Genomic DNA, 25,318 nt, shown 5'->3' with positions numbered 1-25,318 from the left:
CTCATTCAAGGAGGAACAATGAAGCTCAGTAGACGGAGTTTTTTTAAATTCGTTGGGGCATCTGGCGCCTCTGTCGTGGCAGCGCCATCTTCGGCTGACGCATGGCAGTCAAAAGCGCCGCCCGACCCTTTCGGATGCCTTGTGGACCTGACGCGCTGCGTCGGCTGCCGCAAATGCGAGGAAGCCTGCGCCCAGGTCAACCAACTGCCGGAGCCTGAACGGCCCGGCTGCCAGTGTACGGTGTTCGAAAAAAACAGGCGGCCGGACCACCAGGCGTTCACGGTGGTCAACCGCTATTTTACAGGCAAGCTGGACCCGTTTCACAAGCCCATGCCCACCTTTGCCAAGGTCCAGTGCATGCACTGCCAGGATCCGGCCTGTGTGTCGGCCTGTATTGTCGGTGCCCTGACCAAGGACGAGACCGGTGCGGTGCGGTACGACGTCACCAAATGCATCGGATGCCGCTACTGCATGGTGGCCTGCCCCTTTGAAATCCCGGCCTACGAATATTTTGACCCGGTAACCCCCCGGGTTAGAAAATGCACCTTTTGCTATGACCGCATCTCCGGGGAGGGCGGCCTTCCCGGGTGCGCCACCATCTGCCCCACCGAAGCATTGACATTCGGAAAACGGGCCACCCTTCTTACGGTGGCCAAAAAACGGCTCAAGGAAAATCCGGGCAAATATATCTCCCACATTTACGGGGAAAAGGAGGTGGGCGGCACCTCCTGGCTTTATATTTCATCGGTTCCCTTTGACAAGGTCAACCTGCCGCAGCTTCCGGAGACCCCGTCGCCCAAACTGGCCGAGACCATCCAGCATTCTTTGTTCAGTTATCTATGGTCCCCCATTGCCCTGTTCGGGGTGCTCGGGGCGTTCATGGCCCGTTTCGGCAGGTCCGAAGAAAACAAGCAACCCAAAGGAGGTGCCTGATGGATCATAAAAGCAGCCCCCTGAAAAAACCCTTATGGACCCCCGGGGTTCTGGTGATGCTGGTCTTCATGTTCGCCGGTTTCATCGCCGTCATTGCCAGGTTCACCGGCGGTATCGGGTATGTGTCCAATCTGTCCAATGCCAGGCCCTGGGGCATCTGGGTGGGCATTGATGTGGCCACCGGCGTGGCCCTGGCCGCAGGCGGATTTACCACGGCGGCCCTGGCCCATATTTTCGGACGCCATTACTATGAACCGGTGACCCGGCCGGCCCTTTTAACCGCCGCCCTGGGCTATACCTTTGTGGTCCTGGGACTGCTGGTGGATATCGGCCGGTCCTGGGCCATATGGAAGCCCATGTTCAACTGGAATACCAACTCGGTGCTCTTTGAGGTGGCCATGTGCGTGATGATATACCTGCACGTGCTTTACATTGAATTTCTGCCCATTGTGGCCGAACAATTCAAGGGACGGGTCAACCTCCCGGGCATCCTCTCCATTTTCAACGGGCTGGCCGACGGCATTCTCACCCTTGCCGACGCCATCCTGGACAAAATCATGTGGATATTCGTGATTTTGGGGGTGGTACTCTCCTGCATGCACCAGTCCAGTCTGGGCTCGCTGATGCTGGTGGCGCCCACCAAGCTCCACCCCCTGTGGTACACCCCCATCCTGCCGCTGCTCTTTTTAACCTCGGCCATTGCCGTGGGCTATCCCATGGTGGTCTTTGAAACCACCTTGGCCACCTCTTCCTTTAAAATGGACGGCGAGATAAAAATCCTGACCCCGCTGACCCGGATCACGGTGTTCCTCTTGGGCCTCTATCTGCTGCTCAAGCTGGGGGACATGACCGTCAGGGGCACCTGGGGATACCTTGCCCAGGGCACCTTCCAGACCAATTCCTTTATCATAGAAATGCTGTTCGGCGTCATCATCCCCTGGGTGATGCTGATGATCCCTGCCGTCCGGCAGTCCAGGAAAGGGGTGTTCACTGCGGCCGCCCTGATTGTGGGCGGCGTGGCGCTTAACCGCATCAATGTATTTATCGTCGGATTTACCGCGCCGCTGAGCGAAAGCGGGTATTTCCCCTCCCCGGGTGAACTGCTCATTACCCTGGGGCTGATTGCCACCCTCATGTTTGTCTACAGGATTGCTGTGACCTATCTGCCGGTGTTGCAGGAATCCAAGGAGGTATCCTCATGATAAAAAGAGTATTAATTCTGGCCTGCCTGGGGGTTTTGACAGCCGTCCCGGGTTGGACAAAGGCCTGGCAGGCACCGGACCAGGAAAGGGCCAGGGAAAGGGCCAAGGAAACCGTGCCCTTTATTAAGGAATACAAGGACGACTGCCAGATCAACCGGCGGATCTGCCTGATGGAAGCGGGGATCTCCCTGGACGACGTTACCGAGGTCTATTTCCTGCTGGACAGCCCCATCATTAAAAAACGGGAAGACCATTACCAGCCGGTACGCTTTGCCCATAAGCGCCACGCGGCCCTGGCCCAGGACTGCAGCAAATGCCACCATTTCAGGCCAAAGGATCCCAAAGCCCTTGAAACCACAAGGTGCTCTGCCTGCCACCAGGACAGTTTCAATAAGGATCATCCCGAACGCATCGGGCTCAAGGCCGCCTACCACCAGCAGTGCATGGAATGCCACAAGCAGGAGGCCAAGGGGCCTGTGGACTGCAAAGGCTGCCATCTCAAGCACGTGCCCGACCACAAGGAACTGGTGAATCTGCCGGACAACGCCGATCCCTTCCAGGTCACGGCCGAATGCCTGCGCTGCCATGATACCCAGGGCGAGGATATGCTCAAAACCGCCCACTGGCTCTGGCGGGGGCCTTCCCCCTACACCACCGGGCACCGAAAGGACATCCTCCACGGCAAGGGCACCACAGCCCTGAACAACTACTGAATCAGCCCCATCAGCAACGAGGCTCGTTGCACAAGCTGCCATGCAGGATACGGATGGAAGGATTCTTCTTTTGACTTTACGGACAAAACAAAAATAGACTGCCTGGTCTGCCACGACACCACAGGCACCTATAAGAAACATCCCCCCGGGGCGGGCATGCCCAAAAAGGAGGTGGATTTAAAAAAAGTGGCCCAAAACGTCGGACATACCAGCCGGGCATCATGCGGGGCCTGCCATTTTAACGGCGGCGGCGGAGATGCCATCAAGCATGCAGACATGTCCCGGCAATTGCTCAAACCCAACAGGAGCTGTGACATCCACATGGGCGGGTATGATTTTGCCTGTGCCGAATGCCATAAAACACGCAACCATAAAATTTCGGGCAGAAGTTCTTCCGTTCCTGCGGCCGAAGGGCCGGTGGACTGTATCGACTGCCATTCAGAGTCTCCCCATTACAGCGGCGGCCTGCTGGACCACCATTTAAACACACACTCCAAAACCCTGGACTGCAATGTCTGCCACTCCCCGGTATTTGCCAAGTGCAAACCCACCAAAACCTTCTGGGACTGGTCAAAGGCAGGGGACAAAAAACGCAAACCCAAAAAGGATAAATACGGCAAGCCCGATTACAACTGGAAAAAGGGTGAGTTCAAGTGGGAGGAATCCGCCGTGCCGGACTACCGCTGGTATTCAGGCCACATGGACCGGGTGCTCATGGGAGACAAGGTGGACATCAATGCAGAGGTGATCAACCTGACCTCACCTGTGGGCTCCATCAAGGACCCCTCCTCCAAAATCACGCCGTTTAAAATCATGAAAGGCATCCAGGCGGTGGATGCGGACCACGATTACATCCTGGTTCCCCATCTGTTTCCAAGAAACAAGGAAGACAAAACCGCCTATTGGAAACATCTGGACTGGGAAATAGCCTTCCAGGACGGAATGGATGCCGTGGGCCTGGAGTACAGCGGTTCCTACAAATGGAAGGAAACCTGGATGTACTGGCGCCTGGACCATGAGGTCATGCCCGCCGACATGGCGCTCTCCTGTGTTCAATGCCATGAGAGCCTCAAGGGGGACCAGACCTGCAACCGGTGCCACCAGGATCACCGGGAAGTGGATTTTAAGAAAATCGCCCATAAGGGCACCGATTTTTCCTATATGAAATCCATGGGCCGGGATGTGGCACACCTGATTGATAAAACCGATTACATCGACTTTAAATCCCTGGGCTACAAGGGAGATCCCATTATCCACGGCGGGCGGTTCAAACGGCTGCCCATGGGATATAAACAATAAACGGAGACATCATATGAAATCTTTGATCATCTATTCAAGTCAGTCGGGCAATACCCAAAAACTTGCCCAGGCGGTATACGATAATATTGAGGGAGAAAAACAGATCGCTTCCGTTGAAACAGCACCGGCCTCGGCCGACGGGTACGATCTTGTGGCTGTGGGATTCTGGCTTCAGGCCGGGAAACCGGATCCCAAAACCTTAAAATTCCTGGAAACCTTTAACAGCAACGGAAAGGTGTTTCTCTTTGCCACCCATGGGGCGGCCAAAGGCTCGGACCATGCCAGGAGTGCCATGGATCATGCCGCGGGGCTTTTAAAAGGCGCCCAACTTGCCGGCACCTATTCATGCCAGGGTGAGGTCTCCCCCAAAGTCCTTGAGAAGGTCAGGCAGAAGGAAACCCCGCCGGTATGGATCAATGATGCGGATGGGGCCAAGGGCCATCCCGACCAGGGGGATATCCGGGAACTGGTCGCAATGGTCAAATCGCTGTAAGTGCTAAATCCGTCCCATCTGGACACGACAGGCCTGTGCAAGCATTGCACAGGCCTGTCTTTATCTTTTGTCTCCTTATGCTCTATCCTATTATGCTATATCTTCGGGCTGCATGGGGATCTCCCATTTTTTCATATACTTCCATATTGAGGCCCGGCTCAGGGCCAGCCGCCGGGCCACCTCCGCCTTATTCCAGTCACACTGGTCCAGCAGATCAACCAGGGTTTCCCGGGTCAGCCCGGCAGCGGGCCTGGGACGGGGCAACCGCCCCGCGGTTTCCGTCACAGGCCGCCCCCCCCCTTTGAACTCACGGATTTCCAGGGGCAGGTCATCCGGGGTGATTTCCCTGCCCGAGCACAGGACAAAGGCATGCTCAACGGCATTGGCAAGCTCCCTGATATTGCCCGGCCAATGGTAATCCATCAATGTTTTCATGGCCCCAGGTTCAATCCCCTTAACATGGGCGCCGGATTTATTGTTCAGCCGGATGAAATGATCGGCCAGCAGGGGGATATCCTCTTTTCTTTCCCTGAGAGGCGGCAGGAAAATGGGAAAGACCTTGAGGCGGTAATAGAGGTCTTCCCTGAACTGCCCCTGGTCCACAAGGGATTTGAGATCCTTGTTTGTGGCGGTGATAATCCTGATATTGATCTTCCGTCTCCTGGAATCACCGACCCGTTCAATCTCTTTTTCCTGAAGTACCCGCAGCAGTTTAACCTGGATATAGGGGGAAATTTCGCCGATTTCATCCAGAAAAATGGTACCTGTATCCGCTTCCTCAAACCGTCCGGTTCTGTCCCTGGTTGCCCCGGTAAACGCGCCTTTAACATGGCCGAACAATTCGCTTTCCAGCAGGGTTTCGGAAAGGGCGCTACAGTTGACCGTGATCATGGGCCTGTCTTTTCTCTCGCCGATGGAGTGAATGGCCCCGGCCACAAGCTCTTTTCCCGTGCCGCTTTCCCCCTGGATGAGTATGGTGGCGTCGCTGGCGGCTGAGGCCTTGATAAAGGTGAATACATTCTGCATGACCTGGCTTTTGGCAATGATCCCCCCGAGGCGGTTCAACTCGCCAAGGCGCCGGCTGGCCTCTGCCATTTTCAGCCGTGCATTTTTAAGCTCCGTCAGGTCGGTCACCGCCTCGACCACGCCGAGGGCCCTATTGCCGGCATCCCTTATAATTCTGGCATTTTTCACCACCGAAACCGAGTGGCCCAGCTTATGGGTGATAAAACAGTCTACAGGCTCTACTTTCCCGAATTTTAAGATACCGCACTCCTCGAACCCTGTGGGGCATTCCTTGTCAAAGCACTGGCTGAAATTCAAAATCCTGCAGCTCTTTCCCATGACTTCTTCAGGGGCATATCCGGTTATTTTCTCCATGGCCCGGTTCCAGGATATGATACGGGCATTCATATCAAGGATAAAAACCCCGTCCCCGATGGCCTCAAGAACCATTTTAACCAATTGATTGTTTTTAATATCAGAAGAGAGATCTTTCATTGATGTGCCCCCCTTTTCAATAAGGGCGGCGCCACAGGTGGCGCCACCATGGTATAGGTGCCATATTAGGTAACGCAGATGGGGATTGTCAATTGTTTTTTTCGGGAGAACGCCCCCTTTTTCAAGCCAAATTATCGCTTAAATTACAGCCAGTTAACCTTCCACCCATCTTTTCTGACCGCCCGTCTAAGCGATTGGCACATTTATTGGTATTATTATTTTTAAATCCGATCTCATGCGCATTGGCCGGATAGGAAAGCCCAACTCAATGACCATAAAACAAAGGAGACCCGAAATGGCCAAATTCAACAAATACATGATGGTACACAGCAACCCCGGTATTGATTGCGAAGAAGTTCAGGCAAACTGGAGAAAACTGGCACAGGTTGAAGCCGGGACATGGATCAGAACCTACTACAACGAACAAAAAGGTATCCGCTACTGCCTTTGGCTGGCCCAGAGCGAAGAAGTCCTCAAGGATATCTTCACTGAAATCGGCATCAGCTGGGATTCAATCATGCACGTGGAAGAAACCATTCCCGATCTTTGGGGGGAAAAATGGGAAGAGCATATTGAAAAGGATGCCATTGCCGATACCCTGGGTAATTGATGGCCCCCATGAACAGTGCAGACCAGGCCCGCTGACTTGATCTGCACTGATACCTGATTCAAGCAAAGGAGAAAAGTCATGTATAAAAAAATACTCTTTGGCACCTGCCTGACCGACTATTGCAGCAAAATATTTAACCATGCGCTGACCCTTGCACAGGAAAATGATGCCAGGCTGATGATTTACTACGGCCTTGGCAAACTGAACCTGAACCAGGAGGATACGGTCCAGGCCATAAAAGCTGCCGAAGTCCAGGCAACGGAAGCCTATGTGGGCCGGATGGCGGCCAAAGGTTTTGACAACTACGCCATCAACGTGTCAGACGGGGATGTGGCCGGCGAAATGACCAAGCTTGCACGGAACGCGGGAGCCGATCTGATTGTCATGGGAACGGCCACCGATACCCCCCTTGCCATGGGTGAAAGCATAAACACGGGAACCCTTGGCCCCATCGTATCAGAAATGCTGTTGCAGGCCCCCTGCCCCGTTCAGGTGATTCCGCCCTCAATGCTTCCCGGACTGGCGGTGGGATAGAATCCCATTGAATATTCTGGACCATACCCATGGTCGCTTTTGCAAAAAGGAAAGATGGTTTTAAAATCCCGCAGCCTGCCCGGCCCACGAAATCGCGGATTTGAGAATCGTATCAGTAACGGCAAAAAAATAAAGGGGAACCAAAAATGTATGCACTGATTCATCAGCAAAGACTGGCGGGCAAGCCACAAAAAAGAGTGGTTTCAATCCATGCCAGCCGCAAAGATTCGGAAAGGGCCCTGGAACAGAGGAAAAAAAGACTTGGAAAAGATGAATGGGAATGCAATACAAGGGTTATCTGGACGGATAAGGCTCTCAAACCCGGGGATATCATCGAAGAAAACCAACGCCTTGTTTGGCGGTAATTCATATAATTTAGCGAGGTGATCAATGGAAAACCTGTCTTTTGCAAACACAGCCATCGTATCCTGCGGTACCATGAGCCTGGAACTGAACCATCTCCGGGAGCACGGCTTCCTAAATACGGATTACCTGTTTTATACCACCCCTGGACTGCACCAGGATATTCCTGAACTGGAAAGGCAGCTGATCAAATTCATCGGCAAGGCCAGGGAAAAAGTCAGGGATGTGATTGTGGTTTACGGGGGCAAGTACTGCTATGTCAATCCGGACAATCCCACCCGCCTGATGCAGACCATCATCCAGGAGCAGGGACTTCATGTGGCCCGGGTGCAGGCCACCCATTGCATGGGGATGCTGGCCAGCGACGAAGAGATGGCCAGCATCACCCAGGAGATGGCCGGTGGCGAACCGGTGTGGTTCATGACCCCCGGGTGGGTCAAATACCGGACCCAGGTGTTCAAGGGATGGGACAAGGGAACTGCAAATGAAAATTTCCCCCGGCACACCGGCGGTGCCATCGTTCTGGACGGCATCGGGTATCTGGACCAATACATGGCGGAGAAACCCGAAGAATTCCTTGAATACTGCGACTGGATGGGAATTCCCATGCAGGCCTATCCCATTACCCTGGACCGGTTCAAGGGACTGTTGACGGACTGCTTGAAAGGATTGTCCCCCCATTGATCCCGGCCATGACTCATATCAGCCCTAGCGTTTGGGGAGGCAGAGCTTACGCGATCAGACCCGATAGAAACAGGAAGGACCAATTGAACCGCTTTTTATTTTACTAAACGGGCAGAACCCGGCCGCGGCACGGGGGAACGATTCCGTTTCAGCATTCCCGGTCGTCCTGCCCGGGAATGCAGTGAATGAACAGCCGTCTTCGCCGTCCTGGCAGCCGGCAGTTCATTCACCACTCCATTGTTCCCCCGCACCACGGCCTAATCACCAAGATAAACCGAAACCAAATTATAAGGTTTCCAAGGCAATACCTTTCCCATTTCTTTTGTTCCGATTCTTAAATGCGTTAACCCTGTTTTGGGAGGACAGACTTGAATCCTGGGGATGAAATTGCTAAAATTATCCTCGACTCAGCGACCCGAGTCATCTTTAAGCTCAAAAACCGCGGAATATGATCCCCATTCCCAGCGGCATTGATATGGAAAGTGACAGATACCGGTTGAACCGCCCTCCCCCTATGTAATCGATACGTATTCCGCCTGGACCGCTAAACCTGTAATGCATGGAAAAAGGGGGAATATTATGCGCATCAGAACCAAATTAATCCTATTGGTATCCGGTATTGTACTGGCAATGGGTACCGTTTCAATTTCCATCTCCATCAATGCCACCATCCAGCAGGCCAAAACAGAACTAAAATCCACAGAAGCGACATTGTTCACCCATAGGAAGGAGACCCTTAAAGTCATTCTCGGCAATGCCTATACGGTCATCGATACCGCTTACAGGGAGGCCAGCGATATTGAAAAGCTGACACAATCCGTACAGGCGGAACTGAAAAATGTTGTGGGCCTGGCCTTCGGCACCCTCCAGAAAATCTATGAAAAAGCAGAGCTGACAGATGAAGATAAAAGGCAGATGGCCATTGAGGTGATTTCCGGCCTCAGGTTTGATCAGACCAATTATTTCTGGATCACCGGGCTTGACCTGACCATGATTGCCAATCCCCAATATCCCGAATGGGTGGGCAAAGATATTTCCAAGCTCAAGGATGTCAAGGGGAACCCCATATTCCCGGACCTTCTGGAGGTGGGGAAAAAGGATAAAGAGGCGTTTTTCGATTATATGTGGATGGAGCCGGACACCAAAAAAGAATCTCCCCGCATTGGCTATGCCAAGGTATTTGATCCCTGGGAATGGGCGGTGGGGGCCGCCATCCCCCTGAAAGTGGCGGAAAAAGGGCTTGAAAAAAGATCCAAAGAGACCATCAAAACCATGCGCTACGGTGAGGGCGGAAAAGAGTATTTCTGGATCCATGATATGAATGCCAAAATGGTGATGCACCCCATTACCCCCGAAATGGAGGGAAAGGATCTTGCCGGGATAACCGACCCCAAAGGGAAACACCTGTTCACTGAAATGGTCAATATATGTAAAAAAGAGGGAGAGGGATATGTGGAATACCTTTGGCCCAAACCCGGTGAAAAAGACCCCATTCCCAAAATATCCTATGTGAAACTATTCAAGCCCCTGGGCTGGATTGTGGGCACCGGCGTCTATGTGGACGATATCCAAAAAAGCCTTGCCGCCAAGGAAGAGGCCCTGAGAAAGCAGGTCAGGTCAAGTATCCTCATGCAACTTGGCATCATTCTTATCGTCGTCGCCGTATTCATCGTCATCACCCTTGTGGTGGCAAGAAAAATTTCCCTTCCTTTAATGAATACCAGCCTGATGCTCAAGGATATTGCAGAGGGTGAAGGGGATCTGACCAAACGGCTGGACGTGGTGTCCAAGGATGAGGTCGGCAGCCTCTCAAAATGGTTCAATGCCTTTATTGAGCGGCTCCACAATATTATTGTGGATATTGGGGCAAATGCACAGACCGTGACGGCAGCCTCCTCAGAGGTGCTCACCATGTCGGCGCAGATGTCCGAAGGCGCTGACGGATTATCGGGAAAGGCAACCTCCGTCGCCGCTGCTGCCGAGGAGATGAGTACCAACATGACCTCTGTGGCCGCTGCAAGCGAGCAGGCCGCCACCAATATCGGCATGGTAACCGACTCTGCAAGCCAGATGCAGAATACGTTGGGTGAAGTGGCCGACAATTGCCAGAAAGCAAGGGATGTCTCCGGAAAGGCTGAAGAACAGGCCGATGAGGCCTCTGCCCGGGTCGGCCTTCTAGGCGATGCCGCAAGGGATATCTCAAAGGTGACGGATGTCATCAGGGACATTGCGGAACAGACGAATCTGCTGGCCCTCAACGCCACCATTGAAGCGGCAAGGGCCGGGGAGGCGGGAAAGGGGTTTGCCGTTGTGGCAAGCGAAATCAAAGACCTTGCCGCCCAGACTGCCAATGCGACCAATGACATCAAAGGAAAAATTGACGGGATACAGAATTCCACCGGTGACACGGTGAAAGATGTCGAAAAAATATCAGGGGTTATTTCCGAAGTGAATGAAATTGTCACGGCCATTGCCGCAGCCGTCGAAGAGCAATCGACCATTGCCACGGAAGTATCTGAAAATATAACCCAGGCCTCCACCGGCATCGACGAGGTGAATACAAATGTGGCGCAAAGCTCCCAGGTTTCCTCTGAGATCGCCCAGGATATCGCAGATGTAAATGCCGTGGCTGGTGATATGCTCGGCCAAAGCGCCCGGATGAATCAATCCGCCAGGGAGCTGTCGGACCTGGCATCAACACTAAGGGATATGATCAGCGTATTTAAGGTGGCCAAAGACAAAAACATCGAATAACCCCAGGGTGCCGCATGGCTTAAGCGCCATGGGAAAAAAGGGCCGGCCATCCCTTCCGGGTATGGCCGGCCCTTTTAGGGTATAGGCGCAAATGGGTGCTTCAGTGTAGGCAAGGATATCTGGCACGATAATCTTCTAGGTAAAAAAACAAAGATTATAATCGATACCGGCAGCATCAAACTCGGCATACAAAAGCTTCAGCCGTTCATTGCCCGTCGCCACGGCAAAAGGTTTTTCCTCATCTTCCTTTCGGCTGCCGTAACAGGCCACACAGCGCTGAAACCTGAATTTGTTGCCAAAAGCGGTGATGTCGAAATCCACCATGAGAAAGCTCTGCTCATTTTTCCGGCCGGCAAAATGTTCAACGCCGGGAATGATTTCCACGCGGGTCTCAACCCTGATAGCGGTCCCCTCCTTTGCCATGTTGATATAATCATGGATGGTCAGAATCCCGCCGGTCACCTCATCGGATGCCTGCTCAAAGGCAGTGTCATAGCCGGCAACCATTTCTTCCAGGCTGAAAAACTTCTCCTGGAGGGGAACACCGACCGCTTCGAGTTTTTTATAATCCCTTTTCAGGTACCGGTTGGCGATCATAACGGCCTGGGCCACATGGGGACACAGGTTGTGGGGGCACCCCTTTGCATAGCATTTCCTGAAGCTGAAAGGCTTTTGATCCGCCAGCCCTTCAAACCGGCACAGGAATATATATGCCTGGTAGGAACAATCTCCCTGGGCAAAATTTACAGGAACGATTTCAAAGGTCGGATCAATGGTGAGATCGCCCCCCAGTTTCTTGAGATTGACCAGGTCCGACACCCGGTTGGGCAGATGGGTAATGGTATGCGTATCCATTTAACACCTCATAACATAAAGGGGTTGCATTAATAGACGAATATGGCGTCTGCCTCAATGGCTGCAATGTTGAGTTGACCGGCAGCCGTTACTTTCGCCCCCTCGGGCAGTTCATCCTCTCCGATGTTCCGCTCCTTGATGCAGGGCATGCAGACCAGCAGTTCCCCGCCCAGTTCCAGGAAATCGGTTACCAGCTTTTCTATGTTGGGGAACCCGCCGCTGGGCAGCATGTTTTTCCGGTATTGTTTCTGGGCCAGATAAACCCCGTTGCCCTGGAGCACCACAATGGCTTGAATATCCATGGCCAGGGCCGCGCTGGCCATGACAAAGGGCATGGCTGCTTTTTCCGGGTCCTCACCGCCGCAGGTGGCAAAGTACATGATTTTTTCCTGTTTTACTTCGGTCATTTTTAAATTCCTTTTAGTATATTGGGAGTTACACGATTATCCGGCTAACGCCCTATGCCTGACCTTCATCAAAAAGAGGACAAGGGGGCGGTAAAGCTGGTGGGTCCATTTGGCAAAGGGGACTTCGATGACCAGCATGGGTACGGCGATCATCAGATGGATGACGTAAAGGTAATAGGTGGTTAACGGCATTTCCAGCAGCCGGGTAAAATGGATCAGGATGCCGGAAAAGGTGGTCAGCCACAGGAGAATCAAAAAGGCCCAGTCAGTGGAATGGGTCTTGCTGTAAGGCCTTGCCGTCTTTTTCAACCGGCCGATCATGGCATAGGTGGTGCCGTAAAGGATGGCAAAGGTGGCATAATATCCCAGAAATCGGATGGGGTTGAAGATGGAAAGGATCTCATCCCTCTGGAACCAGCGGATCCCCCCAACCACCATGAGGAAGATGATGGAATAGCCGCTCATGATCAGCAGGTGGTTAATCCAGAGAATCTTCTTCTGACGGCCGCTCTCGGGGTCGTCGTCGCCTTCGCAGGAATTAAACCGTTTCTGGGTAAAAAAATGAATGATAAACTCTTTCATTTCGGCCATATAGGTTTTCAATGGCACCCCAAAAATCAGGACGGCCGGGTTGGCATCATCCTTAAGGCTGACCATGTACTGCCGGGGGTTGCCCATCACTCCCCTTGCCAGCCGGAAGGCGTTGGACAGCAGGAAAAAGGAGAGAACCGCCAGCATGATCAAATCAAGGATCTCAATGGTGGTATTGGGGGCAAATACGTTCAGAGCCACCCGGTCCGTGAGCATGGGACCGTGGAAAAAATAAAATCCCAGTCCCACGGCCAGGGCCACTACCAGGATGGAGGCGACCTCAAAGACCTTGGAGGTATAGAAGCGCTTTGATATGCCTGTCCAGTCGTAGATGGAGGTCAGATAGCGCCGCAGTCCCATCATCACTTCGCCCGGATCCGCATCCCTCGGACAGGTAGCTGAACAATCTCCGCAATAGTAGCAGAGCCAGGGTTCAGGGCTTGCGGCCAGTTTATCGGTGAGCCCCAGTTGCAGGTAACGGATAACCTTTCTGGGGAAGGGGGTGTTTTCGGTTGACAGGGAGCAGACCGCCGTGCAATTGCCGCAGTTAAAGCAGGCCGTGGCACTCTGGGCGCCGTATTTCCCCATCAGTTTCATTATATCGGGGTTTATTTTGGACGTCATGGGTATCTCTCTTTTATCTGATTTTATCTAGGGGGTCGGCGCGCCCTGGTAGGTGTAGTAGTCACCCTCTTTTCCCGCTTCAACGGCCATGCCGAATTTCTTCAGGCCCGACAGGTACACCAATACTTTTGAAGGGGGTTCGCCAATGGCCTGGGCGATCTGCGGCACAGTCATGGCGCTCTCCTTTATTTGGGTTTTGATCGCCTTCATGAGCTTATTGTCGGCTTTCATCCGCTCCCGGGCCTGGGAAATGGCCCCGGCCCGCTCCTCACGAAGCGCTTTTAATCTTTCCTTTTTGCTTTTCATCGCAAACCTCCTCAGGCTGCCAGGATGGCATCAACCATTTTTTCGTATTGGGACAGGGACCAGCCGTTGACATCAATGGCGTTCTCCGGGCAGACCGCCGTGCAGATGCCGCAGCCCGTGCACAGGGCCGGGTTGACCCGGGCCTTGCCATCATGGAGTTCAATGGCATCGTCCACAGGACAGGCCTCTCTGCACGCCCCGTGCCCCTTGCATCTGCCGGTATCCACCTGGGCCACAAAGGGATCCAGCTCCACAAATCCTTTCCCTAAAAGCGCAGAGGTTTTCACACAGGCGGCCTGGGCGGCGGCACAGGTTTCCGTGATATCCATGGGGGCCTGGCAGGTCCCGGCCAGAAGAATCCCGGTATTGGCCACTTCCACCGGCCGCAGTTTGGGATGAACCTCCTGTAAGAAACGGTCGGCGCCCACGGGAAGCTTCATCATTTCCACCAGGGATGAGATATTGTTGGGTTCCATGGCCGTTGCCAGCACCACCAGATCCACCTCCGCCTCGACCTCTTCATTAAAGGTCAATACGTCCTTCACACTGACGCTTACGGGGAATTCATTGTCCGGGGTATGGGCGACCACGGGCTGGGCATCGGGTTCATACCGCATGAACAGGATCCCGGACGAAGCGGCCTCATCATAAATGTCTTCCTGGAACCGGCCATAGGTGCGGATGTCCCTGTAAAAGTCAAACACATCCGTGCCGGGGCATTCTTTTTTGAGTTTAAGGGCCGCCTGGAGGGTGGCGCTGCAGCAGGTTCTGGAACAATACTCATTTAAATTACCGTTCTCATCGGGCTCATGGATCCCGGGAATCTGCCGGCTGCCCACGCAGTGGATAAAAGCCACACGGCGGACGGGGCGGTGGTCCAGATGGAAAAGGCCGTCTTTGATTTTGGCCTCTTTGAATGCACGTATGAAATCCGCCAGGGTGACGACCCGGTCCATATCGCCGAATCCAAAGGTGCCCTTTGCCGGTATGTGGGATTTAAAACCGGTGGCCATGACCACGGCACCGGTTTTCAGTTGGCAGGGTTCATTTGCCGTCCAGGTATTTCCCACATAGATGCCCCGGTTCTCAACATAGCTTCCCGGCTGCCATGCCCGGGTCACATCAAAGGGGACCTGGGAGACGGAGAGCTCGAAATTGCCCACAAAACCGGAAAATGAAGAAATTTCAGCACAGGTGTGTATGCTCACCCCATCCTGGCGCATCAGGTTGGCATGGAGTTCCCGGATCAGCGCTCCTGCATCCTGGTCATGGGGAGACAGCCTGTCCAGCCCGGCGGCATTGCCGCCCAGGAATACGGTTTTTTCGATAATAGACACCTCGAACCCCTGGCGGACAAGGTCCAGGGCGGCCCGCATGCCGGCCATCCCCCCGCCCACCACCGTGACATGGCGCTTCGCATCCACCCGGATGGGATCCAGTGCCTCTAATTTTTTTGCCTTGGCAATGGCCGCTTCAATGAGCTTGGTGGCCTTGGCGGTGGCCGGTTCCCCGTGGTGTACCCAGGAGACCTGTTCGCGGATATTGGCATGTTCATACAGGTAAGGGTTCATGCCGGACCGCTTAATGGCGCCCCTGAAAGTGGTTTCGTGGAGGCTGGGGGCACAGGACGCCACCACCACCCGGTTGATTTTACCGCTTTCGATATCTTTCTGGATGAGTTCCTGGCCCGGATCCGAACACATAAAGGAATTGGTGTGGACCTGCTCAACGCCGGGCAGGGACTTCACATTCTCTGCGACCTGCGCCACATCCACATGATCCGAAATGTTTCCGCCGCAGTGGCAGATATATACCCCGACTTTCTCCCGGCCCCCTGTTTTTTCCAGGGATTGGGCCTTTTGGGACGCATCGGCTCCTTTCAGGCCCTCTTTATTGTTAATAGGCATGTTCAAGGTTTCCTTTCATGTAATTGGCAGCTTCCATGGCAGCGGCACCGGACTCGGCAATGGTATCCACGATATCCTTGGGGCCTGCGGCGACGCCTGCGGTGAACACCCCGTCCATGCTGGTCATTGCCGGGGCGATCCTGGGCATCTTGCACTTGATGAATGCATCGGTGTCCGTGGCGATATCGCAGATGCCCTTGGGATGCCAGTCGGGCACAATGCCCAGGGAAAGGACCACCAGGTCATGCTCCCGGACAGCCAGTCTGCCGCCCTCCTCCTGGGCCTCGTACTTAAGGGCCACGGTCTGGTCATCCCCCTGGGCAATGGAGGCGATTTTACCTTTGACAAATTCAATGCCCATGGCCTTGGCGTTCTGGTAAAACTGCTCATATCCTTTGCCGAATGCCCGGATATCCATGTAATAAATGGTCAGATCCGCCAGGGGCAGGGCGCCGGACAGCAGCATGGCCTGCTTGATGGCATACATGCAGCACACCCTGGAGCAATAGGACACCCCCAGGCTTTTATCCCTGGAGCCTGCGCACTGGACAAAGGCGATGGATTCGGGTTCCTTGCCGTCGGAGGGCCTGAGCACCCGCATGTAGGGGCCGTGGGGGGCCAGAATCCGCTCCATCTGCAGGGAGGTGATCACATTCTCCACCTGTCCCTGGCCGTACTCCTTTTTCTGGTCCGCGGGGGTGAGGTTGAATCCGGTGGTTACCACAGCCGTCTTTGCCTCGATAATAAAGGGTTCCGGCTGCTGGAAATAATCGATGGCATCGGTGGGGCAGACCTTTTCACATTTACCGCAAAGGGAACAATGATCCGCATCAATCAGCGCCAGCTGGGGAATGGCGTTGGAAAAAGGGATATAGGCGGCCTTTCTTAAGGTCAGACTGCCCTGTTCATGATCCTCTACATACACCGGGCAGTTGTACTCGCACTGGCGGCAGCCGATGCACTTATCCGGATCCACAAACCGGGGCTTTTGGGTGGCGCTGGCATATACCATGCCGTCCTTCCGGGTCATGGCATCCAGGGTGCAATAGGTAAACAATGTGATATTCTCATGGTGGGATGCCGCGGACATCTTGGGGGTGGTGATACAGCTGGCGCAGTCCAGGGTGGGAAAGACCTTGGCCAGCCGGATCATTTTTCCGCCCACCGATGCATCCTTCTCAAGGACGGCCACCTTAAATCCCTGGTCGGCAAGGTCAAGCGCCGACTGAAGGCCGGCAATGCCGCCGCCGATCACAAGGGAATCAAATTTCAAAACTTTTTTTTCATTCATACCATGCCTCTCTTTAGGCTTAAACCATTGCCTCAGCCGGTTGCGAATCCTTGAAAACGGGGATGCCCAATTCCTGAACGATGTCGTTCATCTGGTTGATTTCGTTGAGGAATGCCCTGTTACACACCGTGCAGATGGAGGTCAGGCGCAGCCGCCGTATGTCAATCTCATTTTCCTTCATGAGTTTGTAGACATTGTCCAGCCGTCTGGCCAGGGCATGATAGGCCCCTTCATAAGGGCATTCCTCCCCGCAGGACATCACGATAATGCCGGCACACCCCTTCTGAAAACAATCCATATAAAAGCGTTCCGGGAACAGGACCGGCGCCCTGACCCGGAGGATATAGGTGTTTGCAGGGTAGGAAGAATGCGCCTGGCCCACGGAATTGGCACCCGGGTAGGCGCAGGCTTCCGTGGCAAGGACGATGATTTTGGCATCGGTTCCGGCAGTGTCCTGGGTGGTCATGGGAAGGCCCCCCTTATTTTTTCCGGGTAATGTAATGTTTGTCATATCCGTCGGATTCAAGGAATCCCAGATATTCATGGCCGACCTTCCCGGACCATGCCGGGATATCGTTTCTGGTGCCGGCATCGTTTGAAAGAATTTCCAAAGTCTGTCCCACCTGGACTTTGCCGATGCCTTTTTTGGCTTCAAGAAGGGGGCCGGGGCATGCGCTTCCGCGTGCGTCCACCTGACAATCGGCTTCAATGGTATTCAGGTCTGTCATGATAATTCTCCTCTGTTTAATTGGGGTTAAATGGGTAAACCTGTTCTGGTTTCGGGTTTACGGAAATCACATAGAGCAAAAGAGATGCCAGCCCCCCAACGGCCACCGCGGGCCAATGGTAAAGAATGGCCGAGCCCTTTGGCCATGGTCCTTTTGCCGGCATTGAAAATATTCTTCAGCCCTCTCCCCTCAATGGGGGTTCCACAGAAGGAACGTTAGGTTGCGTTACCTATTGGTTACCTGTTCCGCTGCCATCGCTGGGATGGGGAAAGGGTCTTCCCGGAGAACCCGGTGGATATGAAATGGGGCGGCACTTTAATGGTGCCGGTGTGTATAGGATGGGATGATTCAGGCCACAAATTCGGTGCCTGCAGTACCGGCCGCCGCCCCTTCGATATTTTCCAAAAAGGCAATCACGGCTCTTTTTCCCGGAAGGCCTGCAAACTGCATGGCCGCTTCCACCTTGGGTTTCATTGTCCCTTCGGCAAAATGGCCATCCGCCAAGTACGCCCTGGCCGCTTTAATGGAAAGCGTTCTTAGAAATATCTGGTCTGGTGTCTTAAAATTGACGGCCACCCCCTCGACATCGGTGGCAATGATGAAAAGGTCTGCGTCCACTTCCCTGGCCAGACGCATGCTGACCAGATCCTTATCAATGACGGCTTCAATGCCGCTGAACGCCCGGCCTTCCCGGATCACCGGAATCCCCCCGCCCCCGCAGCAGATCACAATAAAATCCATTTCCATGAGTCGTTTGATTTCACGTTTTTCAACAATGGTGACCGGTTTGGGAGAACAGGTGACCCGCCGGTAGCCCTTGGCGGTTTTCCGGAAGGGCCAGGAAACCCCTTTCACCTGTTTTTCTGTGTAAACCGGTCCAATGGGCTTTGTAGGCGCTTGAAATGCCGGGTCATCCTCGTCAACAACCACATAGCTGATCAGGCTGACCAGGAGGCTGGCGTCCAGCCCCATTGCTCTGAGTTCCGCTTCCAGGGCGGATTCAATCATGTAGCCGATTTGCCCCTGGGTCTGGGCCACCAGAATTTCAAGGGGCATTTGGGGCACCCTGGTGCAGCATTCCTGCTGGAGCAGCAGATTACCCACCTGGGGGCCGTTCCCGTGGGTGATGATGATACGATAGTCACGTGAGAGCCTGGCAATCTGCCTGACGGTTGCCTTCAAATTGTCAAACTGCTGAATCGCGGTTCCCTCCTGGCCTTTTTTGATCAGGGCGTTGCCGCCCAGGGCGACCAGCAGAATCGGTTTTTTATTCCCTGAATCCGTCATCTTTTCCCTCCGAGATACGCTTCCGGAGCTCTGCCTCCAGGGTCGGGGTGCCGTGGTCCTTGTATTCGTAGCGGATGCGGACGGCAGGTTTGTTAATCGATATGAACCGGCTCAGATCGCAGGTGGTGCCCAAAATGACCAGATCACAGTCCACGGCGTTGATCACCCTTTCCATTTCCGCTATCTGCGGCCTCCCGTACCCCACGGCGGGAAGCAGCGGGCCCATCTGCGGGAAAGCGGCAAACAGCGCCTTAAACGATCCGGAGAGCCAGGGGGCGGGATCAACGATACGGGCTGCCCCAAACCGCTGTGCCGCAATGGTGCCGGCCCCGAACCCCATTCCCCCATGGGTGAGGGTGGGGCCGTCTTCCACAACCAGCACCCGTTTCCCTTTGATTCGGTCGGGCTGATCTGCCGTGATCAGGGAATCGGCCTTAAGGATCACAGCCCTTGGATTGTGCAACCCAATTGAATTTTCCAGTTTCAAAATCGCCTCGGGCGATGCCGTATCCACCTTATTGATCACGGCGATATCGGCCATGAGCATATTGGTTTCCCCGGGGTGGTAGTTACATTCATCTCCGGCGCGGTGGGGATCAAACAATACGATACTCAGATCCGGCTTAAAAAACGGGGTGTCGTTGTTCCCCCCGTCCCAGATAATGACCTCAGCCTCCTTTTCAGCACTAGCCAATACCTTTTTGTAATCAATTCCCGCATAAATAACCGCCCCCATCTCAATGACCGGTTCGAATTCTTCCCGTTCTTCAATGGTGCACTGGTACCTGTCGAGATCCCCATAGGCCGCGTAGCGCTGAACCGGTTCCCGTCCGAGATCGCCGTAGGGCATTGGATGGCGGACCAGGACAGGCCTCTTGTTCATTTTTTTCAAAATCCGGTAGACCTGGCGGCTGGCCTGGGATTTGCCGCATCCGGTCCTGACGGCGCAAACCGAGATCACCTTTTTATTGGACTGCAACATGGTGTAAGGCGCAGCGATAACGACGAAATCCGCCCCAGCCGCATTTACCATGGAAGCCTTATGCATCACCTCTATATGGCTGATATCGCTGTATGAAAAAGAAACCAGGTCCACTTGATGTGATTTAATCAGGGAGAGAATTTGCGTTTCCGGATAAATGGGGATGCCATCTGGATACAGCCGCCCTGAAAGCGCCGGGGGATACCGCCGGTTTTCGATATTTGGAATCTGGGCCGCGGTAAAGGCGACGACATCATACCGCTTATTGTCCCTGAAATAGACATTGAAATTATGAAAGTCGCGTCCGGCGGCTCCCATGATAATGACCTTTTCAACCATGGCTGCCCTCCTTTTCCCTCAGTTTTAACGCCTTCACCGGTATGCCCGGTTCAGGCAACAAATAAGTGATGACGTTTCCGGCTGCCTGGCCAAATGTGCGGGCACTTAAACCGATTGATTCCGGCACAGAAAATGTCGATACCCGTTCCGGTCATAAAGGAAAGCAATCTGAAGCAGGTGGGGGGTGCAAATTTGCCTGAATGAACACTATATATAAAATACCATTCCTCTCCATGAAAAATCAATAAGGGCGTTCGGGGCTGGAAAGGCCTGTGGTGATTCAGTGGGCCCGTTCATTCGGCGGCCTGCCCGGACGCATACCCGAATACGGCCGCCACCTGGATGCTCCCCGGTTCCGGGCGCCTGCGGGATCATTGCATGGGCGGTCCTTTAAAAAATTTGATAAGTTCACCATTAAGTGGTAACGTGAGTCTGTCGAAACTTTCTGCGCGTCACGCATAGAACACCATCTCTATTCGCAGGTTTGGGAATACAGACCGTCTTAGCGATACTTCTTGATACGATGATTTCCCGGGAATGATAGAATCGTACATAACCAGGACTTCCAATGGAGGGAAAACCAATCAGCAGATACGATTTACCCGATTATTACCTTGAAAAATGGCAGAAAACCGTCGATCTGATGGCAAGGATTCTGGATGTGCCCGCCGGATTGATCATGAGGGTTGCGCCCAAAGAAATTGAGGTGCTAATCGCCAGCAACACCCGGGACAACCCCTACGAGCCCAATGAAAAAGCAGATCTGGATACAGGGCTGTACTGCGAAACCGTCATGAAAACACGTTCCCAGCTCTATGTTAAAAATGCCCTGGAGAGTGAACGTTGGAAAAACAATCCCGATATCGCTCTGGGTATGTATTTTTACCTGGGCGTCCCCCTGGTTTGGCCGGACGGCACAATCTTCGGGACCATTTGTGTCCTTGACAGAAAAAAACGTTCCATCTCAGATGATTTCCAGAAATTATTATGGCAGTTCAAGGGGTTGGTTGAAGCAGATTTTCAACTGATCCTCCAGGAAAGAGAACTTAACGCGTACAGAATCCACCTTGAGAATCTTGTTGAAAGGCGAACCAATACACTTAAAAATGAAATAGCAGAACGCAAAAAGGTCGAGGAAGAACTCAAATTGAGCGAAAAACGGCTCAAAGAGGCCCAGCGGCTTGCCCACATCGGCAATTGGGAGCTTGACCTGGAACAGAACCGGCTCTTTTGGTCAGATGAAATCTACCATATTTTCGGTATCAACAAGGAGGAATTTGAAACCAATTATGAAGGATTTTTATCCATTGTCCACCCCGATGACCGGGAAATGGTGGATGGGGCCTATTTGGAATCCATAACCACACACCGGCCCTACAAGCTGATCCACCGCATCATTCGAAAAAATGACGGCGAGATTCGTTATGTGCGTGAACAGTCTGAAGAAATCACCGATGACCGCGGCCGGCCGATACGGTCCATCGGGATCGTTCAGGATATCACCGAACAGAAAAAGGTGGAGGAGCAATTGCAACAGGCCCAGAAAATGGAGGCCATCGGCCTGTTGACCGGCGGCATTGCCCATGATTTCAATAATATTCTCACCACCATCATCGGGAATGCCAACATCGCCTTAATGGAAGAAGGGATTAACGAGGCGATTCAAGGAAATATCGAACAGATCGAAATTGCGGGAAACAAAGCAGCGGTTCTCACCCGGCAGCTTCTTACTTTCAGCCGGAAACAGGTAATACAGCCTGAAATTCTCGATCTGAATACCGTATTTTACGGGATGAAAAAAATGCTCAGGCGGATGATTGGTGAGGATATTGAAATCCTGATGAATCCAGCCCCGGATCTCTGGGATGTGGAAATAGATCAGGGACAGGTGGAGCAGGTGATCATGAACCTTGCCGTCAATGCCAGGGATGCCATGCCCCAGGGCGGGCAGATTCTGGTGGAAACAGCCAATATCGATGTGGACAACGTATATTGGTCCGGCAATAATGGGATCCGGGGCCCCCATGTGATGCTCTCTGTCACCGATACCGGCATCGGCATGGACCAAGAGACCCAGAAACACATATTCGAGCCCTTTTATACCACCAAAAAGGAAGGGGAAGGGACCGGGCTCGGCTTATCCACCGTCTACGGAATTGCCCAACAGAACAGAGGCGTGATCCGGGTTGAAAGCCGCCCCGGGCAAGGCGCTGTTTTCAGGGTCTGTCTGCCGGCGGCGACGGCCCACCGGAACAAACCGCCGGAACAGGCTAAAAACGCCAGGAACCTTTCCGATGGGGGCAATGAAACGATTCTGCTCGTGGAAGATGACCAGGCGCTGAGGGACCTTGCCAAAAGGGTGTTGACGCTTAAAGGGTATGATGTCCTGGAGGCGGCAGACGGGGAAGAGGCATTAAAGATCAACCGGGAACACGGCGGGCGGATTGATTTGCTGATTTCCGATGTGGTGATGCCCAAAATGGGGGGGATGCAGATTGCGGATTCCCTGGAAAAGGATCACCCCAGGATAAAGATCGTTTATATGTCAGGATATACGGACAATAAAATTGCCCTTGAAGGCCTCCTGAGCCCGGGGCGCAATTTTCTTCAAAAACCCTTTTCACCGGAACGCCTCGTCCGGATGGTGCGCGGTGTCCTGGATAATTAGTTCCCCCTTGACCATCGATCCAAAACAGACCAGCCGCACACCGTCCGGGAAACACCGCCCGGAGTCCTGGGCGCGCCCGGCCGGCAGAGCCGGCCACACGCTCTGCCGTGAAGGCGCCCGCTCCCTCCACACCACCCGACAATTCGTTAGTCAGGCGGGGATGCGCAACCGTACACTGGGGAAAAGATTTGCATCCGTATGGGGTAAAAACTGCGCTTTGACAAATTCGTCCATGAACCCCGTATTGCTGGAAAAATCAACATAGGTCATCTGGTTGGACAGGGCAACCGCCTCCCTGCGGTATTGGTCCGACACCAGTGCCATGAATGCGCCGGCAATGGAAGAGTTGCCCATATAGACGAATTTTTCCCGTTCAATGTCAGGCAGAAGGCCGATGGCAACGGCTTTTTCAATATCCAGGTACTGGCCGAACCCGCCTGTGATTATCAACTGGTCCACCATGGAAAAATCCATGCCCACCTGCGCCATCAAAATGGTAAATCCGGCATATACGGCGGCCTTGCTGAGGATCAGGCTTCTAATGTCCGATTCGGTGAAGATGATATCTTCATTTGCATCTGCCTGGTCTGAAAAGGCCAGAATAAAGGCGGGCTCGTCATTGATCCGGGTCATGCGGGCATGCTCCCGGTCGATTCTGAACTTACCGTCCTGGCCGATGATCCCTTTTTTCAACATCTCGGAGAGCAGGTCAATCATGCCGGATCCACAGATCCCCCTGGCAGGGCGGTCCCCCACGGTTTGGCAAACCGGATCAAAGGTATCGGCATCAATGGAAACCGCCTCGATGGCGCCCTCCTCGGCCCGCATGCCCCACCGTATCCCGCCGCCCTCAAAGGCCGGGCCTGCCGAGCAGGCAGCGGTCATGAGAAACTCTTTGGAGCCCAGAACAATCTCCCCGTTGGTGCCCACGTCAATAAAAAGGGTGAGGGCCTCCCGGTTGTGCATCCCCGTGTACAGCACCCCGGAGACAATATCCCCCCCTACATATCCCGCAGGGCCGGGCATGATATAGGTCCCTGCATAATGGGCCGCTTTAAGGCCGATTTCCCCTGCCTTGAGCACTGGGAATTCAGATACAGTGGGGGTGTAGGGTTCCCTGCGGATATACCGGGCGTCGATGCCCAACAGCAGGTGTACCATGGTGGTATTCCCCGCAATGACGATGTTTTCAATATTGGCATGGGTTTCAGGCAGGTCCGCCAGGGCCCGCTGGGACAGGTTGTTGATGGTTGAGACGGCCATCTTTTTCAGCTTTCTGACCCCGTTCTTTTCCGCGCAGACAATCCGGTTTATCACATCATCCCCGCAGGCGGCCTGGCGGTTATGGCCGGAGGCGCCTGAAATCACCTCGCCTTTTTCCATGTCCACCAGGTAGACCACAATGGAAGTGGTGCCCAGGTCCACAGCCATACCCAGGGACCGCAGGGCAGATCCGGCCGGCTCAACCCTCACGATTTCGTGGGAACACTTTTTCCGGAGCACGGACACGGTGATATGCCAGTCGGCCGCCCTTACCGCATCCGTCAGTTCCCGCATGACCCTGATCCCCGTACTCATGGTGTTCACATCGCATCCCACCTTGGACAGGGCTGTTTTCAGCCGTTCCAGGTCGCTTGTGGAATCATCCAGCGTCGGCGGATCAAGGGTCAGGGTATATTTCTTAACCAGGGGGGAGACCTCTTTTACAAGGCCGGTGAGCTTTTTCCTGGCCTCATCCCCCATGCCGGCAGCCCTGAGTTTCTTTTCAATGGTGTCCTCGGGGATCCTGACGATGGCATCCGCCGTCACCGTTGCCTGGCAGGCCAGAACAAAGCCCTTTTCCTTCTCCTTTGGACTGAGCATTGCCGTGTCGGGGCTGTCAACGGATCCGGACTCGACAATGAGCTTGCACTTGCCGCAGGACCCGTTGCCGTTGCAGGACGCATTGACATAGATATCCGCAAGTTTTGCGGCATCAAGCAAATGGGTCCCGGCCGCCACCTCCACTTCCACATTATTGGGCTGGAAAGCGACTTTCAATTTATCCGGCGGCCGGACCGCCTCCTTTTTATCAAAGCCTTTCCTGGAAAGGAAATAAATCGGGCACCCTGACCTGAATTTGCAGTAAAGGTTAGGATCCGGGCATTGCAGGCATTTTTCACACAATCCGGTATTATGTTTCATACAGACATAAGGGGTCTCTACTTCAGGATGGTTCTTACATCTTGCCATGTTTTTTCCTCCGCAC

Annotated in this window: 21 protein-coding genes; 9 read left to right on the top strand and 12 right to left on the bottom strand. The window is 53.8% G+C overall.

All coding sequences use genetic code 11. From position 1 onward, the window contains the following. Positions 1–18 precede the first annotated feature (18 nt). From hybA to HUN04_23660, 4 genes are read left to right on the top strand one after another with little or no spacing between them, the layout of a single operon-like run. Entirely contained in the window at positions 19–933 is a 915-nt protein-coding gene (hybA, locus tag HUN04_23675; GenBank protein ID WDP92558.1) for a hydrogenase 2 operon protein HybA, read from the top strand. Continuing rightward, positions 933–2,135, top strand: coding sequence for a Ni/Fe-hydrogenase cytochrome b subunit (hybB, locus tag HUN04_23670; GenBank protein WDP92557.1), 1,203 nt, complete (start codon positions 933–935; stop codon positions 2,133–2,135). The genes hybA and hybB overlap by 1 nt, the downstream gene beginning before the upstream one ends. Continuing rightward, positions 2,132–4,147, top strand: a complete 2,016-nt coding sequence (locus HUN04_23665) for a tetrathionate reductase family octaheme c-type cytochrome (GenBank protein ID WDP92556.1) — start codon at positions 2,132–2,134, stop codon at positions 4,145–4,147. Before hybB ends, HUN04_23665 begins: the two co-directional genes overlap by 4 nt. A 13-nt stretch (positions 4,148–4,160) precedes the next feature. Next, positions 4,161–4,640, top strand: a complete 480-nt coding sequence (locus tag HUN04_23660) for a flavodoxin family protein (protein WDP92555.1) — start codon at positions 4,161–4,163, stop codon at positions 4,638–4,640. Positions 4,641–4,730: 90 nt separating this feature from the next. Here HUN04_23660 and HUN04_23655 read toward each other — a convergent pair whose 3' ends face one another. Further along, entirely contained in the window at positions 4,731–6,140 is a 1,410-nt protein-coding gene (locus tag HUN04_23655; protein ID WDP92554.1) for a sigma 54-interacting transcriptional regulator, read from the bottom strand. A 295-nt stretch (positions 6,141–6,435) separates the two neighbouring features. Between HUN04_23655 and HUN04_23650 the strand changes: the two genes are divergently transcribed. The 4 genes from HUN04_23650 (at position 6,436) to HUN04_23635 (ending at position 11,085) form a co-directional block, all read left to right on the top strand. Then, a complete protein-coding gene (locus HUN04_23650) occupies positions 6,436–6,750 on the top strand; it encodes a DUF4242 domain-containing protein (protein WDP92553.1) in 315 nt (104 codons plus the stop codon). Positions 6,751–6,828: 78 nt separating this feature from the next. Further along, a complete protein-coding gene (locus HUN04_23645) occupies positions 6,829–7,284 on the top strand; it encodes a universal stress protein (protein WDP92552.1) in 456 nt (151 codons plus the stop codon). A gap of 390 nt (positions 7,285–7,674) precedes the next feature. Then, entirely contained in the window at positions 7,675–8,331 is a 657-nt protein-coding gene (locus tag HUN04_23640; protein WDP92551.1) for a DUF1638 domain-containing protein, read from the top strand. A 579-nt stretch (positions 8,332–8,910) separates the two neighbouring features. Then, a complete protein-coding gene (locus HUN04_23635) occupies positions 8,911–11,085 on the top strand; it encodes a methyl-accepting chemotaxis protein (protein WDP92550.1) in 2,175 nt (724 codons plus the stop codon). A gap of 135 nt (positions 11,086–11,220) precedes the next feature. On the opposite strand, the gene HUN04_23630 is transcribed toward HUN04_23635, so the two are convergent. The 10 genes from HUN04_23630 to HUN04_23585 all read right to left on the bottom strand — a co-directional run bounded on the left by HUN04_23630 (position 11,221) and on the right by HUN04_23585 (position 20,402). Beyond that, entirely contained in the window at positions 11,221–11,940 is a 720-nt protein-coding gene (locus tag HUN04_23630; GenBank protein ID WDP92549.1) for a hypothetical protein, read from the bottom strand. Positions 11,941–11,969: 29 nt separating this feature from the next. Continuing rightward, complete coding sequence (locus HUN04_23625) at positions 11,970–12,347, bottom strand: DsrE family protein (protein ID WDP92548.1); 378 nt, start codon at positions 12,345–12,347, stop codon at positions 11,970–11,972. Positions 12,348–12,383: 36 nt separating this feature from the next. After that, positions 12,384–13,562 (bottom strand): 4Fe-4S dicluster domain-containing protein, encoded by a 1,179-nt coding sequence (locus HUN04_23620; protein WDP92547.1) that lies wholly within the window; start codon positions 13,560–13,562, stop codon positions 12,384–12,386. A 27-nt stretch (positions 13,563–13,589) separates the two neighbouring features. After that, positions 13,590–13,868, bottom strand: coding sequence for a winged helix-turn-helix domain-containing protein (locus tag HUN04_23615; protein WDP92546.1), 279 nt, complete (start codon positions 13,866–13,868; stop codon positions 13,590–13,592). 11 nt (positions 13,869–13,879) lie between these two features. Beyond that, positions 13,880–15,775 carry a CoB--CoM heterodisulfide reductase iron-sulfur subunit A family protein gene (locus HUN04_23610; protein WDP92545.1) on the bottom strand — a complete coding sequence of 632 codons (1,896 nt, stop codon included), beginning with the start codon at positions 15,773–15,775 and terminating at the stop codon, positions 13,880–13,882. Then, positions 15,765–17,066 carry a CoB--CoM heterodisulfide reductase iron-sulfur subunit A family protein gene (locus tag HUN04_23605; protein ID WDP92544.1) on the bottom strand — a complete coding sequence of 434 codons (1,302 nt, stop codon included), beginning with the start codon at positions 17,064–17,066 and terminating at the stop codon, positions 15,765–15,767. The genes HUN04_23610 and HUN04_23605 overlap by 11 nt, the downstream gene beginning before the upstream one ends. 19 nt (positions 17,067–17,085) lie before the next feature. After that, positions 17,086–17,532 (bottom strand): hydrogenase iron-sulfur subunit, encoded by a 447-nt coding sequence (locus tag HUN04_23600; protein ID WDP92543.1) that lies wholly within the window; start codon positions 17,530–17,532, stop codon positions 17,086–17,088. Positions 17,533–17,545: 13 nt separating this feature from the next. After that, a complete protein-coding gene (locus HUN04_23595; protein ID WDP92542.1) occupies positions 17,546–17,794 on the bottom strand; it encodes a sulfurtransferase TusA family protein in 249 nt (82 codons plus the stop codon). A 348-nt stretch (positions 17,795–18,142) separates the two neighbouring features. Beyond that, entirely contained in the window at positions 18,143–19,081 is a 939-nt protein-coding gene (gene arcC / locus HUN04_23590) for a carbamate kinase (protein WDP92541.1), read from the bottom strand. Next, the gene (locus HUN04_23585; GenBank protein ID WDP92540.1) at positions 19,062–20,402 is read right to left on the bottom strand and encodes a GTPase; all 1,341 of its coding nucleotides are present in this window, start codon (positions 20,400–20,402) and stop codon (positions 19,062–19,064) included. Before HUN04_23585 ends, arcC begins: the two co-directional genes overlap by 20 nt. Before the next feature lie 568 nt (positions 20,403–20,970). Between HUN04_23585 and HUN04_23580 the strand changes: the two genes are divergently transcribed. Further along, positions 20,971–23,070 (top strand): response regulator, encoded by a 2,100-nt coding sequence (locus HUN04_23580; GenBank protein WDP92539.1) that lies wholly within the window; start codon positions 20,971–20,973, stop codon positions 23,068–23,070. 150 nt (positions 23,071–23,220) lie between these two features. Here the strand turns inward: HUN04_23580 and HUN04_23575 are convergent, their stop codons facing one another. Continuing rightward, positions 23,221–25,302 (bottom strand): DUF4445 domain-containing protein, encoded by a 2,082-nt coding sequence (locus HUN04_23575; protein ID WDP92538.1) that lies wholly within the window; start codon positions 25,300–25,302, stop codon positions 23,221–23,223. Between the last annotated feature and the right edge of the window lie 16 nt (positions 25,303–25,318).

Origin of the sequence: Desulfobacter sp. (assembly GCA_028768525.1) — a bacterium.
In the GTDB taxonomy this organism is placed as follows: domain Bacteria; phylum Desulfobacterota; class Desulfobacteria; order Desulfobacterales; family Desulfobacteraceae; genus Desulfobacter.
This window is presented reverse-complemented; position numbering and strand designations above follow the sequence as displayed.